Genomic DNA, 15,198 nt, shown 5'->3' on the forward strand with positions numbered 1-15,198 from the left:
CCGAGGAACCGAGCAGAGGGAACAGGAGCATCATGGCAGAGTTCATCTACCAAATGTACAAGGCCCGCAAGGCGGTGGGCGACAAGGTTATTCTGGACGACGTTACGCTGTCGTTCTACCCCGGCGCGAAGATCGGCGTTGTGGGGCCCAACGGCATGGGAAAGTCAACCCTGCTGAAGGTCATGGCCGGCCTCGAGGAGGTTTCCAACGGCGAGGCGCGCCTGACGCCCGGCTACACCGTGGGCATTCTTCTGCAAGAGCCGCCGCTTGAAGAGGACAAGACCGTCCTCGAGAACATTCAGATGGCCTTCGCCGATGTGCTGGCCAAAGTGGAGCGCTTCAACCAGATCGGCGAGGAGATGGCCGCGCCCGACGCCGACTTCGACGCGCTCATGGACGAGATGGGCAAACTGCAGGACGAGATCGACGCCGCCAACGGGTGGGACCTCGACTCCCAGCTCTCCCAGGCCATGGACGCGCTGCAGTGCCCCGACCCGGACGCGCCCGTGAGCATCCTTTCCGGCGGCGAGCGCCGTCGCGTGGCGCTGTGCCGTTTGCTTCTGGAACAGCCCGACCTGCTGCTGCTCGACGAGCCCACCAACCACCTGGATGCCGAATCGGTGCTCTGGCTCGAGCAGCACCTGAAGACCTACCCCGGCGCCGTGCTCGCCGTCACCCACGACCGCTACTTCCTCGACCACGCCGCCGAGTGGATCTGCGAGGTGGACCGCGGGCAGCTCTTCCCCTACAAGGGCAACTACTCCACCTACTTGGAGACCAAGGCCGCCCGCATGGCCGCCCAGGGACAGGCCCAGGCCAAGCTCGCCCGCCGCATGGAGCGCGAGCTTGAATGGGTGCGCAGCTCGCCGAAGGCCCGTCAGGCGAAGTCGAAGGCGCGTCTGGCCAACTACGACGCCATGGTGGCCGAGGCCGGCAAGGCGAAGAAGCTCGACTTCGCGGAGATCCAGATTCCCGCCGGCCCTCGTTTGGGCTCGAAGGTGCTCGTTGCGAAGAACCTGCACAAGGAGTTCGACGGCCGCGTGCTCATCGACGACTTGTCCTTCGAGCTGCCCCGCAATGGCATCGTGGGCGTGATCGGCCCCAACGGCGTTGGCAAGACCACCCTGTTCAAGACCATCGTGGGCCTTGAACCGCTCGACGGCGGCGAGCTGGAAATCGGCGAGACGGTGAAGATCGCCTACGTCGACCAGAACCGCGCCGGGATCGATCCGGACAAGAAGCTGTGGGAAGTGGTGTCCGGTGGCACCGACTACATGATGGTCGGCGAGACGGAAGTGCCCTCCCGCGCCTACGTGGCCGCCTTCGGTTTCAAGGGAGCCGACCAGCAGAAGCCCGCAGGCGTGCTCTCCGGCGGCGAGCGCAACCGGCTGAACCTGGCGCTCACCCTGAAGGAGGGCGGCAACCTGCTCCTTCTGGACGAGCCCACCAACGACCTGGACGTGGAGACCCTCTCCAGCTTGGAGGCGGCGCTGCTCGACTTCCCCGGCTGCTCGGTCGTGGTCAGCCACGACCGCATGTTCCTCGACCGCATCGCCACTCATATTCTGGCTTGGGAAGGCGACGACGAGAACCCGGGCCGCTGGCACTTCTTCGAGGGCAACTTCGAGGCCTACCAGGCCGACCGCGAGGCACGCCTCGGCAAGGAAGCCGCCAAGCCCCACCGCCTCCACCGCAAACTAACCCGCGACTAGGCGCCGACAGTGGCCCTGGGGCTGCTGAGGGCGCACTTATCATATCCCCATCGAAGAGGGCGATCTCACAGGGATCGCCCTCTTTCTATCTTTTGATTGATATGTTGCTGAGTTTTTCTCTATCATTTTCTCGAATTCATGTCGAATATGTCCTAATCTAACTGATATAATACCCCTATTAGGCAATCTATAGATTGGATAATCATGAGAGAACACGACATGTCCCAGCAAATTAAGGAGATCCGGAAGCACTACGGGCTCTCCCAACAGGCCTTTGCGCGGCTACTCGGCATCGGCGAGGCCAGCATCACTCGCTACGAGAAGGGTATCGCCCCCACCAAGGCCAACGCCAACCTCATTCGCGCCGCCATGATTCCCGCGTTCATGGCCGGCTGCCTCGAGCGCGACGGCGACGCGCTTACCCCCAAGCAGCGCGCATCGGTCGAGAAGATCGTCTACGCGGAAGTGACCTTTGACGAGGGAGGAGACGTCATGGACACGACGGAAATCTACGAGATAACGTTGCAGCAGGAGGTGTTGAACGAATCCGCCTGGGACATCATGGCGCAGATCTCCAGAGCACGCGCCGAGGCAAAGCTCAAGGGAAATGACGAGCTAACGATAATCTACGACGACATCGAGCAACAGATCGCTCGCCTTGTGCCCGAAATTCTCTCGGACTCAGCGGCCAACCAACATGCTATCGATGAGATACGAGGGCAACTGAAAGGCTTTCAGCAATTTCTTTCGACCCAGCTCGCAAAGGCGGCCTAATCATGGGCGATGAAGACAAATACACCGAAAGAGAGTTCAGCGAAAAGTTCGAAGAGCTGCGCTGGAATCTCCTGAGCGCCTATCACCCCGTGCTCGAATCGCCTCCTCAGGCTTTCCTGATAGGGGGCCAAAGTGGAGCAGGAAAAACCACACCCCACAAGATCATCCATCGCCGACTGGACGGCAACGGTATCAGCATCAACGGGGACGACTATCGAAAGTTTCACCCCCGCTTCTTGGAGCTTCAGCGCATTTACGGGGACGAAGCCGTTAATTACACCGCGCCATGGGCGGGGCGCATGACCGAGGCGCTTATCGACTCGCTCTCGCGCATCGGGTACAACCTCGTCATCGAGGGCACGTTGCGCACGGCGGAAGTGCCCCTGAAAACGGCGGAGCTGCTGCGCCAGCGCGGTTACGGGGTGTCCCTCGCGCTTATGGCCGTAAAGCCGGAGATCTCGCTCGTCAGCTGCCAAATTCGCTACGAGGAGATGCGCGTAGCCGGCACGATGCCCCGGGCCACCGACCCGGCGCACCGCAACAAGATCATCGATCAGATCGTCTCCAACCTCGGCGTCCTGGAAGCAAGCGGAATGTTCGACGAGATCGCCCTCTACGACCGAAGCCAAACGCGCCTATTCCCGCGCGAAGGGGCCGGCGATAGCGCCGAGGAAGCTTTGCGCACCATCCTCTTCGGCCCCTGGACCTCTGAGGAGCGGCGCCACTACAACGAACTCAAGGCCAAGCTAGAACAGCTGCGCAGGAAGTAGGATACCACGGGATAGTCGCGCCCTGTCCCTCGATGCGAGAGCCAGGGCGCGGGTCAATCCCGCACAAGCACACACCTCCGAGCCATGGGAAGGAGGTGAAACCGATGAGGGAGTTTTTCACCTCAGTGCTTGCGGGCGTCGCGTCCGCAGTCGTCTGGGAAACGATCAGGTGGGTTTTCGCGTCCATAAGGGCGCAAAAAAGCCCGCTGATCCTGACCAGGCCAAGCGGGCTTGACACCCTGCGGGGGACGGTTCGGTTCCGTCCCTCGTAGTTTCGCATTGTAGCATAGAGCGTATATCTTTTCAGTCTAAAGATGCACGATTCGTCATGAACGCTCTGTAGCCGACTCTTCTTCCCCAGTGTCGTCAACTGGCTTGGAATCGTCTATCGCCTCGAGCCCATCGGCCGGCTCGGGATCGCCAGGCTCTTCGGCGTCGCCGGACTCTTCGGCCTCCCCGGCTTCTGCGGCGAGGGCGGCGTCTTCGGCCAGAAGGCGGTTGAACTCCTCCACGTCGTAGAGCTCGCCGGTGTCGCTCAGCTCGTCCACCACGGGAATCTCGACGGCGTCGTCCGCATCGCCGGCAAAGTCCTCGCCCCAGCCGTCCGCAACGCCGTAGTCCTTCATGCCGAAGCGCGCACGACCGCAGCTCACCAGGCGCGGCTCGAAGCCTTCCGCCTCATCGTCGCCCACAGCATCGGCGTTGTACCAGTGGTACTCCTCCACCGGCACGGCGGCCACTGCAGCAGCTGCGGCGGCGGCCGGTGTGGCGCCCTTCTTGGAACGCAGGGCGTTGCGGCGGCGCAGAGCGGCCTGAAGAGCGGTCTCTTCCACGACCTCGCGCGCATCGCCATCGGTACCCTCCCCGCCTTCGATATTCTCCTCGTCGAGCAGCGGATTGAAGGTGCCCGCTGAAGCGGCGGCCGCCTCGGCCTCGGCAGCGCGCTGGCGCGAGGACTCGACCGCCAACCCCGCCACGGCGCCCGCAGCGGCAAGGCCGAGGACGCCCACGGACACAGGACCGGCCATCTTTACGGCATCGAGCCATTCCACCTCGCCGGTAGACGCCAGCGCCTCGTGCATGGAGCCGCCCACGCCGTACTTCATCACCTGCACCACGTGGTGTCCGCCCTGCTCGCTCACGCCGAGCACCGAGGCTGCGGCCCAGCCGCGCTCGCGCAGCGCCGCCGCGCGCTCATTGGCCCGGGAAACCACGGCATCGCGCTCGTCGAAGGCCAGAGCATCCAGCGGGCAGGCGGCCACGCAAGCGGGCACGCCCCCCTCGGACACCTCGGCCGCGCACCCGTCGCACAAAAGCACCTCACCGCGCTCGCCCCGATGACGCGGGGCCGCGGCCGGGCACACCATGGAACACAAGTGGCAGCTCACGCAACGCGCCGCGTCCAGCGCGACGAAGCCCGTTTCCCCGTTGACCGCCACAGCCCCCGTGGGGCACACCTCCGCGCAAGGCGCCTGGGCGCAGTGCACGCAGCCAGCGCGGGCCGCTTCCCAAACCACGCCTCCATCGGCCAGCGTGCGCTCGAAGCGCGCCACGGCCAGGGGCGCCTCCTCGTCCAGCACAGCCGCTCGCCCGAACGCGCGCGCCGTCTCGTTCTCTGAAGACGAATCGGACGCGGAGGGCGCCAAGCCGAAGCGGCCTTTGCAGGCAGCGACGCACGCCTGGCAAGCAGAGCACCGACTGCTATCGAAAAGAATTGCCTTGTCAGCCATGATGCCCCCTACGCCTTCTCGATATCGACCAGGAAACCCTTGACGTCGCGGGCCGCCCCCACGGGGCTTTCCGCCGCAGGGGCCAAAACGCCCCACACGGCTGCCGCAGCGCCCTCGTCGCCGAGGGTCATGCCGTTCAAGCACACATAGTGGCCCTCGTTGTCCTCGCATTGGAAGGGGCGGATGCGGTCGGTGACGAGCACCGGCGCCTCCGCGGATCCGCGCTCGTTGAACACGCGGGCCCACTTCCCCGTGGCCAGGCCGCGAATGCGAGCCAAACTCGCCGACATTTCCACGAAGCAGCCGGGCTCCGCGGCAGCCAGCGTCTCGCTCAGGGCGCGCCGAGCGCCGTCGCGGCCGTCCGAGCCGTTGATGACCGCCGCAATGGGATAGGCCGCGCGATCCGCCTGCATAGAGGAGTAGTCCGGCGCCAGCGCATCGGCCACGGCGGCATCCACCGCCCCGTCGTCGCCTGCGGCACCGGGTGCCTTCGCGGCGGCCGCCAGCAGCACCGGAGAGGCGTAAGCCCCGTTCAGGCGATTGTTCAACGGGGACTCCAACGGTTCGTAGTGCTCGGGCACAGGCCCGTCGCCCAACCGGTCGGACACCAAAAGCCCCACCTGTTCCCAGGTACCGGGGAAGGCCTGGTTGTCCGGCTCGAGCCATCGTCCGTCGCGCAGAATCGGGAAGTCGGGCGCATCGATGCAGGCCCAGCTCTCCCCCTCCCAAGTAAGGAGATTGCGCTCGCGCACCCAGGGCTGGCCCGCCAAGTTCGCGCTCGCCCGGTTGCCGCGCACCCGCACGTTGCCGGGCCACGTGAAGCCCCAGCCGGGGAAAAGCCCCAGACCGCTCTCGTCGGCACCGTCGCGACGTCCCACGGGTTGCTCGGCCGCATCAGCCGCACTGGCGCCGTTCGACCACAGCCCCGCCAGGAAAGCCGCGCCGCAGGCCGTCGAGCCGTCGGCGCGCAGCCCGTCGGCACCTTCCAAAAGCACCAGCTCGCCGCCGTCCCAGTCGCTGTCCTCGACGACATAGCCGTTCATCGCCCAGGCCACCTTCACCAGATCGATGCTGTCGGATGTCACGTAGTCCCACCGGGCCTTAAGGATCGGATCCGTCGCCGCACCGCCCTTGGTGTCGTACAGGTTGAACACGCGCTCCCACACATCGCCGATGATGGCAGCGTCCGTGCGGCTCTCGGCCGCCGGCTCAACCGCCGCCGCAGCATGCTGCAGAAGGCGGCCGCCGCTCGCCCGGATGCCGGCCTTCTCGAAGCCGAGGGCGCTCGGCAGCTGGAACACCGTCGTCTGCTGCTGGGAGGGATCTTCCACCCGTTCCCAGAACGTAGCCGTGAGGTTCGGCGAGCCGTCGGTCACGACGAGCCACTCCAAGCGCCCCACGTCGTCGGCCGTAACGCCCGAAGACGCGCTCCCCACCAGATCGGCGCCCCACAGGAAACACCCCTGCAGCAAGCCTGTGCGCAGCGCCTCGCTGAACGACGCACCGCCAGTTGGCGCCTTGGGCAGCCAATCGTAGCCGTAATCGTTGTCGAAAGCCGCCTCCTCGCCCCACCACTCGCGCAGGGCCGACACCAGGGCACGGGACCGCAGAGAACCCGCGCCGGCCGGCTCGGTATGGGCCTCGAGCCACGCCTGGAGCGTCGTCTCGCCCTCGGTGGGCCAGGGAAGATCGCCGCAGAACATGTCCGGCGAAAGCCCCATGGCATCGGCCAGCCCCTCATTCGCAGCGCCCCCCAGGTAGGAGATGCCGCCCCCGGGCACGCCGATGTTGCCGAGCAGCAGCTGCACCACAGCGGCCGCGCGCGCCGCCTGGGCCCCCGTGCCGTGCTGCACGAGACCGGGCCCGGCCAGCACCTTGCCCGCCCCCTCCACCGCGCCCGTGGCCGCGAAGGCCCCGTAGGCGCGCTCGAGCAGCGACCGCTCCACGCCGCAGACGGTGGCCACCGTGTCCAAGTCGTAGCGGGCGAGAAACTCCTGCAGGCGCACCCAGGCGCAAGCCGGGTCCTGCAGCGTGATATTGCGCTCGCAGCGCGGCTGGGACGGCACGGCCCAGGCAGGGACGCCCTCACCGCGCACCCAGGAGAACTCGCCGTCGAAGCGCATGTTCCACGTGTCGAAGCCGTCGGTCTGATAGCCCCAACTGGTCTTGTCGTAGGTGCCGGTCATGGGATCCCAGCCGAAGAAGGCGCCGCTTGACGCGTCGAAGGAGAAGGCGGGGTCCATGAGGTAGGAGGCGTTGGTGAAATTCAGCACGTACTCGGGCTGCCAGAGGGAATTGTCCATGGCGTATTTGGCCAGCCCCCCGAGAAACGCGATGTCGGTGCCGGGGCGGATGGGCACGTGGATGTCGGCCATCTCGGCCGAGGCCGAGCGCAGCGGATCCACGGCGATCCAAAGCGCGCCCGCATCCCGGGCACGCTCGATCCAGCGAAGGGAGAGCGGCTGGCTTGTGGCAACATCGGCACCCAGAGTGAGCAGGCAGCCCGTGTTCGCGATATCGCTCCAGAGCCCGTCGGGCTCGGCGATGCCGAGGGTGGCCGCCACGCCCGCGGCGAAGGCGCGCCGCCCGAAGGCCGCCTCGGAATCGATGTTCACCACGCCCCAAGATCGCAGCGCCTTGGCGAGCAGGAACTGCTCCTCAGCCACAAGGCGCGCGCCGCCGAAGCTGCCGATGGCCCGAGTGCGCATGACCGGCACGCCGCGGGGACGCTTCCGGGCGCTGTAGTCGTTGTCGCCGTAGCCATCGTCGCCGTAGCCGCCGCGATCGCTCCAGTCCCATTCGTCGAAGCCCGTCTCGCCCTGCGTCTCATCGTCGGCCTCCGTGCCTTCGATGCTCTCTTCGAAGGTGGCGTCGCGAGTATCCTTCACCAGGTTGGCGATCTCGTCCAGCGCGCGATCCCAGGAGATGTCCTCCCACGCATCCGACCCGGCGCGCCGCACCCGGGGCGAGGTCAAGCGCCCGGGACTGGTCGTCGTCGCGCCTTCGCTCGCGGCGTCGTTGCCGCCCGCGCCATTGCCACTATCGTCATCCGCGTCGTCCTCGGTCGTCCCCTCGGGCGCCTTCCACAAGTCGGTCAGCGCCTGAGCGCGCAGGCAGAGCCGCCCTTCAGAGAATGGATTCGCGCCGTCGCCGTGCACGGCCGCCACCCGCCCGTCCTCCACATCGAGCACCAGCGTGCAGGCGCCCGGACACTCCTCGCAGACGACGACCGGCCCCGCAGGGGCCGCAGGCTCTTCGGCCGGCGCCTCGTCGGTGCCGGCGGCCTCTTCGGCGGCCTCTTCGTCGGCCCAGGCTCGATTCGGATCCAAACCCCATGCCGCGCTTCCAACCGCCACCGCGCCGGCGCCGGCCAGAAAGCCTCTCCGCGTCAATTTCATGGACGAACGTCTCCTTCGCACAGGCCCGCGTCCTGCTAGCGCAAGCCTATTCACACCCTGTCTCTTAGAGCCTTCATTTTCACACAAGAGACCGTCGTGCGCGCGCTCAAAAACCCCGAGCGCGCGCCGTAGGCGAGATGCCCACAAGTTGTCCACGATTACGGCGCTGATCTGCCCATTGATGAGGTTTCTCCTTGTCTTTTCCCATTGGAAACATTCGCCCCCTAACCTAAGCGCATCAGAAAACCGCACCATGAAGGAGGCCCCATGGCCCGCATCAATCGCAACTACGAGAAGCTGCCCGGCAGCTACCTGTTCTCGGAAATCGCCCGCCGCACCGCCGCCTACCAGGAGGCGAACCCCGAAGCGCGCCTCATCAAGATGGGCATCGGGGATGTCACCCGCCCGCTCGCCCCGGCCGTCGTCGCCGCCATGCATGCCGCCGTAAACGACCTCGCCGCTGCCGAAACCTTCCACGGCTACGGCCCCGAGCAGGGCTACGCCTTTTTGCGCGACGCCATCGCCGAGCACGATTTCGCCGCGCGGAACATCGCCATCGCCCCTGACGAGATCTTCGTCTCCGACGGCGCCAAGAGCGACTGCGGCAACATCGGCGATATCTTCGCCGAGGACAACATCGTGGCCGTGTGCGATCCGGTCTATCCTGTCTACGTGGACACCAACGCCATGGCCGGCCGCGCCGGCGACTACGATGCGGATACCGAGCGCTGGACGAACATCGTCTACATGCCCACCACCGCCGAGAACGACTTCACGCCGGCCCTGCCCGACGTGCCCGTCGACCTCATCTACCTTTGCTCGCCGAACAATCCCACGGGCACGGTGCTTTCCCGCGAGGCCCTGCAAAGATGGGTCGACTTCGCCAACGCCACCGACGCCGTCATCCTCTTCGATGCCGCCTACGAGCGCTTCATCGCCGATGCCGCCATTCCCCACTCCATCTACGAGATCCCCGGTGCGAAGACGTGCGCCATCGAGTTCCGCAGCTTCTCGAAGACCGCCGGCTTTACCGGGGCCCGCTGCGGATACACCGTGGTGCCGCGCGATTTGGTGCGCGAGGGACAGAGCCTAAACGCGATGTGGAACCGCCGTCAAACAACGAAGTTCAACGGCGCCTCCTATGTCATCCAGCGCGGCGCGGCGGCCATCTACACCCCCGAAGGCGCGGCCCAGGTGGACGAGACCATCGACTTCTACCGCACCAACGCCCGCACGATCAAGGAGGGCCTGGCCGCTGCCGGCCTTGAGGTGTACGGCGCCGACAACAGCCCATACGTGTGGTGCCGCACTCCCAATGGCACCGACTCCTGGGGCTTCTTCAACCGCCTTCTGGAAGAGGCGAACGTCATCACCACCCCCGGCGCCGGCTTCGGGCCGGCCGGCGAGGGCTATATCCGGCTCACCGCCTTCGGCGACGCCGAGGACACCAAGGAGGCGGTCGAGCGCATCAAGCGGATGCTCGATGCCGAGAGTCGCGACTAGCCGAAGCGCACCACGGAATCGGCGCTCAGTCGAGCCCGCGCGCCGATTGCTGACGCTTGTCAACAATCGCTCCACAATTGATCGTCGACCGCGCAACTCAACAATACACCGCTATACTGGTCGCATTGCATCGTCCCCGATCCAAGGAGATCACCATGAACACCAACCATGCTAAGGCCATCAAGGGCATGAGCATCGCCAATATCGTGCTCGCTGCCCTCGGCATTCTCGGCATGCTCATCGCCTGGGCAGGCCTCGGCGTCGGCGGCGCCGCCATTTCCGGCTCCGGCTACGACTACTTCTACACCGAAGACGGCCTCTATTTCACCACCGATGACGTGTCGGCGCTGCTCGGCATGCTGGGCTTCCTCGTCTTTCTCGTGATCGTCTGCGCCGTGCTCATCCTCGTCGCTGGCATCCTCGGCGTGCGCGGCGCGGCCAAGCCCGAGAAGCTGCGCGGCATCATGATCTGGAACATCGTCGCCGCCGTGGTGAGCCTCCTTTCCTGCTGCTGGGTGTCGCTCGTGCTCTGCATCATCGTGGCCGTGTTCGCCAACAAGGACCGCGCCCTGTACGCCGCCCCCGCTCCGGCCGCTCCCTACGGCTACGCCCCGGCCGCTGCGCCTGTCGCACCGGTAGCCCCGCAGCAGCCCGTGCAGCCCGCAGCCGCTGCGCCCCAGCAGCCTGCCGCCCCGGCCGCCGCTGTTCCCGTGGCCGCCGCCGTGATGGAGACCGTCGAGGAGGACACCTTCGCTCCGGCTGAAACTCCGGAGGAAGCCGCCGAGGCCGCAGCCGAGCCCGCCATCATCCTGCCCGACAACTACATCGAAGATGCCCAGGCCGGCGTGACCGTCGTCGAGGAGATCCCCTCCGACGCCGACACCGCAGCCGCCGACGCTGCGACCGCCGACGCTGCGACCGACGCCGCCGACAACGACAAGCCCACCGCCTAGCGCGAAAATTCCCTGAGCAGCCTTCACAGCACTGGCAGCCAACCGCCAAAAGACCTCCCGCCTCCGGTCAGGAGGTCTTTTCTTTTGAGCACTTTTCTGACCACTTTTCCATGTAATTGCGATGCCGCCGTCTGCAGTGCCGGACAAAAACTGGGGGTTTGGTATCTTTGGGCGCTCTCGCTCTGGCAAGATGGTGGGGTGCTCCCGACGTACCAAGTCACCTCCACTGAGTAAGATAGTTGCCGAACTGCTTCGGAAAGGCAACGGGGCGGGGACTTAGCCGGCCGGGAGGAGGCCTATAATCGAATTGCGGGACGAAAGCGCGCCCAAGCGCGCCCGCAATCTGTGCGCCACGAGACGCGCCGCCGAAGCAGCGAGCAGGACAGCAACATCATCAGGGGTGAGAGTCATGAACCGCGAGAGGGAAATCGTCAAGGCGAGCATCTACGGCATTATCGGCAATGCGCTGCTCGTCGCCTTCAAGATGGCCGTCGGGTTCATGTCCCATTCCATCGCCATCATCTTGGACGGCGTGAACAATGCCACCGACGCGCTGTCCTCCATCGTCACCATCGTGGGCACGAAGCTCGCCGGGCGCCGGCCCGACCGCCACCACCCCTTCGGCTACGGCCGCGTGGAGTACCTCACCAGCGTCGTCATCGCCATCATCATCCTCGTGGCCGGCTTCATCTCCCTGCGCGAATCCATCGACAAGATCATCCACCCCGGCACGCCCAGCTACTCGGCCATCACCATCATCGTCATCGTGGTGGCCATCCTCGCGAAGATCGCCATCGGCATCATGTTCAAGCGCTTCGGCGACAAGACGAACTCCGAGGCCCTCATCGCTTCGGGCATTGATTCCAACTACGACGCGGTGCTCTCGGCCGGCACGCTCGTGGTAGCGGCGGCCCAGAACTTCTGGGGCCTGAACATCGACGGCGCCGTGGGCCTCATCATCTCGCTTGTGGTTCTGAAGGCCGGCTTCGAAGTGCTCGGCGACGCCCTCTCGCCGCTTATCGGCGGCCCGGAGGACAAGAAGCTCGTCGACGACATCATCGCCTACACCAACAGTTTCCCCGATGTGAGCGGCACCTACGACGTGGTGCTGGACAACTTCGGCCCCAACGAAGTCTTGGGCTCGGTGCACATCGAAGTGCCCGACGATATGTGCGCCCGCGACATCCACGCCCTCACCCGCCAGATCAGCGAAGGGCTCGCCGAGAAGTTCGGCATCCTCGCCACCGTGGGCATCTACGCCGCCAACACGACCGGTGCGTTCGCCCCTCTGCATGCCGACCTCGACGCCCTCGCGAAAAGCGACCCGGCGATCCTGCAGGTGCACGGCTTCTACGTGGACGAGAAAACCTCGACCGTCTACTTCGATTTGGTCATAGGCTTTAAGGCCGGCGACGATGCCATCCGCGACAAAATAATCGCCCATCTGAAGGAAAAATACCCCGATTACACCTACAATGTCGTCATCGACCACGATTACGAAGACGATCAGCCAACGTAGGCGATCATGGGGAAAGGGGCGCACGATGGCGGGCGAGAGCCAGAAACTGAAGCTGCTCAACCTCGCCAAGATGCTCTGCGAGCGCACCGACGAGAGCCACGGCCTCACCTGCCCCGAAATCATCGCCGGGCTGGCCGAGGCGGGCATCGAGGCCGAGCGCAAATCGGTGTACCGCGACTTGGACGCCCTTCGCGACTTCGGTCTCGACATCGCGAAGCTTCCCACGTACCCGGTCAGCTACGCCCTCGTCTCGCGCACCTTCACCGCCGCCGAGCTCATGCTGCTCACCGACGCCGTGCAGTCCTCGCGCTTTCTCACGGTTCGCATGGCCCATCGCCTCACCGAAGGCCTGGCGTCTCTGGGCTCCTGCCACCAGGCCGCCGCGCTTTCCAAGAACGTGCACGTGGAAGGCCGCATCAAGATGCAGAACGAATCGGTGTTCCACCACGTGGACACCTTGCACGAGGCCATCCGCCGCCACCGGCAGGTGGCCTTCCGCTACGTGAAGCACGACGCGAACAAGCACCCACAGCCCCAAGGGGGCGGCCGCATCTACTGCGAGACGCCGGTGTGCCTCATTTACTCCGAGGGCTGCTACTACCTCATCGCCTACAACGAGAAGCACGACTCCTTCCCCAGCTACCGCGTCGACCGCATGCAGGGGCTGCGCATCACCGACGAGGCGGCCGTGCGCAACGAGCGCATCGCCACCTTCGATGCGGCGGCCTACACTTCTCGCACGTTCTCCATGTTCGGCGGCGAGACGACGCCGGCGACGCTGCTGGTGGAGGAATCGGTCATGAGCGCCATTATCGACCGCTTCGGCAAGGACGTGGAAAGCGCGCCGGTGGATGCGACCCATGCCCGCGTGCACGTCACCGTGGCCGCCAGCCCCGTCTTCTTCGGCTGGCTCGCCCAGTTCGGCACCGCCGTGCGTCTGGAGGCCCCCAGCGCCCTGGCTCGCCAGTACGCCGACTACCTGAGAGACATCGCCGACAGCTATTAGCCTCGTCGCGCGCACCCGGACGGGGCAATCGCGCCTTCCCCGTAGGGTCTGACCTTGGTCAGCCCTCTGCAAGCGGGACAATTATGCACGACAAAACAGGGGCGACCAAGGTCGCCCCCTACGGGCGTATCTTAGTGAACGACCTTCTCGATGAGGGACTGAAGACGGTGCACGTCGAGCGGCTTGGGAAGGTGCGCGTCCATACCGCATTCCAGCGAACGCTTGCGGTCCTCGGAAAACGCGTTGGCGCTCACGGCGATGATGGGCAGCGATGCGCGCAGCGGGTCGGGCAGCGCGCGGATGGCGCGGGTGGCGGCATAGCCGTCCATGACCGGCATCTGAATGTCCATGAGCACCAAGTCGTAGGCGCACGCATCGGCCTCCTCGATCATCCCCACGGCCACCTCGCCGTTTTCCGCCGTGTCCACCGCATAGCCCGCGTCGTCCAGAAGACAGCAGGCGATCTCGCGGTTGAGCTCGTTGTCCTCCACGAGCAGAATGCGGTGCACCGGGCCCCGCCCGCGGCTCGGACGCGGCGCTTCGGCGGCCACGTCGGCCGGAGCCTGGCGGAAGGTGATGTCCACCGTGAAAGTGGAGCCCTCCCCCGGCGCGCTTTCCACAGCAAGCTCGCCTTCCATAAGATCGAGCACGTTGCGCACGATGGTGAGCCCGAGTCCCGTGCCCTGAACGCCCGAAGCCGTGGTGTTGCTCTCCCGTTCGAAGGGCATGAACATGCGCTCCATGAACGCGGGCTCCATCCCTACGCCCTTATCGGCCACGACGAAGCGGAAGCTGGCGAAGCCCTGGGGCGCGCCGGCGTTCTCGGCCACGCTGATGCGCACGGTGCTGCCAGCCGGCGAGTACTTGATGGCGTTGTCCACCAGCTGGGTGAGCACGTGGGACAGGCGCACGGCATCCACGAGCACGCGATCGTGGGCCAGAGGCTCAATGTCGCAGGCCAGGGTGACGTCGGCGCGGTCCGCCAGATCCACCATGTCCATGCGCGCCTGCAGAACCAGCTCGGAAAGCGAGCATTCCGCCTCGGCCAGCTGCACATGGCCCGCTTCCATGCGGCTGATCTCCAGCGTCTCGTTCACCACGTCGAGCAGCTGCTCGGAAGCGGCCAGCACTTTGTCGCTGTAGGCGCGCACCCGCTCGGCCTCGCCACCATGGGCCGAGATGAGCGACGCGTAGCCCACCACGGCGTTCAGCGGCGTGCGGATGTCGTGGGACATATTCGAGAGGAACGTGTTTTTCGCCACGTTGGCGGCCTCGGCCTCGGAAAGGGCGTTGCGCAGCATGGTACGGTGCTCGAGTTCGCGGGCATAGGCCTCGCGCAGCTGGGCGTTCACCGCCTCCAGCTCGTCGGCCCGCTCGCGCAGCTTGTCCGTGGCGTCGTTGATGAACACGTAGAAGAACTCGCCCGCGTCCAACGTGACGTGGTGGCCGTAGTCCTCTATCCAACGCACCGAGCCGTCGCGGCGGATGATGCGGTACTCCACGTAGTCCATGGAGTACCGGTCGGCCTGAATCTGACGGCTGATGGAGTGCTCCACGGCCTCGATGTCCTCGGGGTGCACCATGCCGGGGAAGGTGCCGCCCGTCAGCGCGACGAACTGCTCCTCGTCAGCGCAGCCGAAGATGCGCAGGCAGGCCTCGTTGACGTAGACCACCGCCTCGTCGCCATCGGCATGGTAGACGAAAAAGCCGCCTGGCATATGAGCGAGAACGTCGCCGATGTCGAGCTGGGCTAAAGCGGGAAATATGGAGGGCGCCGAGGTTGCCATGTGCTGCTTTCTTCTGTCGGCCGAAAAGGTGCTTTCCGTATGCTAC

The 15,198-nt window shown here is 65.6% G+C and carries 9 protein-coding genes and 1 pseudogene; 7 read left to right on the plus strand and 3 right to left on the minus strand.

What is annotated here, in order from left to right; genetic code table 11:
* The first annotated feature begins 32 nt into the window (after positions 1–32).
* The 3 genes from ettA (at position 33) to GO707_RS06750 (ending at position 3,256) form a co-directional block, all read left to right on the plus strand.
* Positions 33–1,712: an energy-dependent translational throttle protein EttA gene (ettA, locus tag GO707_RS06740; protein ID WP_114548687.1), complete on the plus strand. Its 1,680-nt coding sequence runs from the start codon at positions 33–35 to the stop codon at positions 1,710–1,712.
* A gap of 219 nt (positions 1,713–1,931) precedes the next feature.
* Entirely contained in the window at positions 1,932–2,486 is a 555-nt protein-coding gene (locus GO707_RS06745) for a helix-turn-helix domain-containing protein (protein ID WP_232325670.1), read from the plus strand.
* Between the two features lie 2 nt (positions 2,487–2,488).
* A complete protein-coding gene (locus tag GO707_RS06750; RefSeq protein ID WP_157012619.1) occupies positions 2,489–3,256 on the plus strand; it encodes a zeta toxin family protein in 768 nt (255 codons plus the stop codon).
* Between the two features lie 326 nt (positions 3,257–3,582).
* Here GO707_RS06750 and GO707_RS06755 read toward each other — a convergent pair whose 3' ends face one another.
* Together GO707_RS06755 and GO707_RS06760 are read right to left on the minus strand one after the other, a co-directional pair.
* Positions 3,583–4,986, minus strand: coding sequence for a 4Fe-4S dicluster domain-containing protein (locus tag GO707_RS06755; protein WP_161127763.1), 1,404 nt, complete (start codon positions 4,984–4,986; stop codon positions 3,583–3,585).
* Positions 4,987–5,174: 188 nt separating this feature from the next.
* A pseudogene (locus GO707_RS06760) lies at positions 5,175–8,384 on the minus strand (molybdopterin-dependent oxidoreductase); the annotation flags it as partial.
* 267 nt (positions 8,385–8,651) lie between these two features.
* On the opposite strand from GO707_RS06760, the gene GO707_RS06765 reads away from it, so the two are divergent.
* The 4 genes from GO707_RS06765 to GO707_RS06780 all read left to right on the plus strand — a co-directional run bounded on the left by GO707_RS06765 (position 8,652) and on the right by GO707_RS06780 (position 13,365).
* Positions 8,652–9,887: an LL-diaminopimelate aminotransferase gene (locus tag GO707_RS06765; protein WP_157012622.1), complete on the plus strand. Its 1,236-nt coding sequence runs from the start codon at positions 8,652–8,654 to the stop codon at positions 9,885–9,887.
* A 155-nt stretch (positions 9,888–10,042) separates the two neighbouring features.
* On the plus strand, positions 10,043–10,840 hold the full coding sequence (locus GO707_RS12040; protein WP_198161036.1) for a hypothetical protein: 798 nt from the start codon (positions 10,043–10,045) through the stop codon (positions 10,838–10,840).
* A 409-nt stretch (positions 10,841–11,249) separates the two neighbouring features.
* Positions 11,250–12,359, plus strand: a complete 1,110-nt coding sequence (locus GO707_RS06775; protein ID WP_157012623.1) for a cation diffusion facilitator family transporter — start codon at positions 11,250–11,252, stop codon at positions 12,357–12,359.
* A 25-nt stretch (positions 12,360–12,384) separates the two neighbouring features.
* Positions 12,385–13,365 carry a helix-turn-helix transcriptional regulator gene (locus tag GO707_RS06780; protein WP_157012624.1) on the plus strand — a complete coding sequence of 327 codons (981 nt, stop codon included), beginning with the start codon at positions 12,385–12,387 and terminating at the stop codon, positions 13,363–13,365.
* Between the two features lie 131 nt (positions 13,366–13,496).
* Here GO707_RS06780 and GO707_RS06785 read toward each other — a convergent pair whose 3' ends face one another.
* A complete protein-coding gene (locus tag GO707_RS06785; protein ID WP_157012625.1) occupies positions 13,497–15,152 on the minus strand; it encodes a PAS domain-containing hybrid sensor histidine kinase/response regulator in 1,656 nt (551 codons plus the stop codon).
* Positions 15,153–15,198: the final 46 nt, after the last annotated feature.

The organism is Adlercreutzia rubneri, assembly GCF_009755265.1.
Lineage (GTDB): Bacteria > Actinomycetota > Coriobacteriia > Coriobacteriales > Eggerthellaceae > Adlercreutzia > Adlercreutzia rubneri.

Coding starts and splice junctions, on each gene's coding strand:
- GO707_RS06750 (WP_157012619.1), top strand. CDS start 2,489: ATGGGCGATGAAGACAAATACACCGAAAGAGAGTTCAGCGAAAAGTTC.
- GO707_RS06745 (WP_232325670.1), top strand. CDS start 1,932: ATGTCCCAGCAAATTAAGGAGATCCGGAAGCACTACGGGCTCTCCCAA.
- GO707_RS06755 (WP_161127763.1), bottom strand. CDS start 4,986: ATGGCTGACAAGGCAATTCTTTTCGATAGCAGTCGGTGCTCTGCTTGC.
- GO707_RS06785 (WP_157012625.1), bottom strand. CDS start 15,152: ATGGCAACCTCGGCGCCCTCCATATTTCCCGCTTTAGCCCAGCTCGAC.
- GO707_RS06780 (WP_157012624.1), top strand. CDS start 12,385: ATGGCGGGCGAGAGCCAGAAACTGAAGCTGCTCAACCTCGCCAAGATG.
- GO707_RS06775 (WP_157012623.1), top strand. CDS start 11,250: ATGAACCGCGAGAGGGAAATCGTCAAGGCGAGCATCTACGGCATTATC.
- GO707_RS12040 (WP_198161036.1), top strand. CDS start 10,043: ATGAACACCAACCATGCTAAGGCCATCAAGGGCATGAGCATCGCCAAT.
- ettA (WP_114548687.1), top strand. CDS start 33: ATGGCAGAGTTCATCTACCAAATGTACAAGGCCCGCAAGGCGGTGGGC.
- GO707_RS06765 (WP_157012622.1), top strand. CDS start 8,652: ATGGCCCGCATCAATCGCAACTACGAGAAGCTGCCCGGCAGCTACCTG.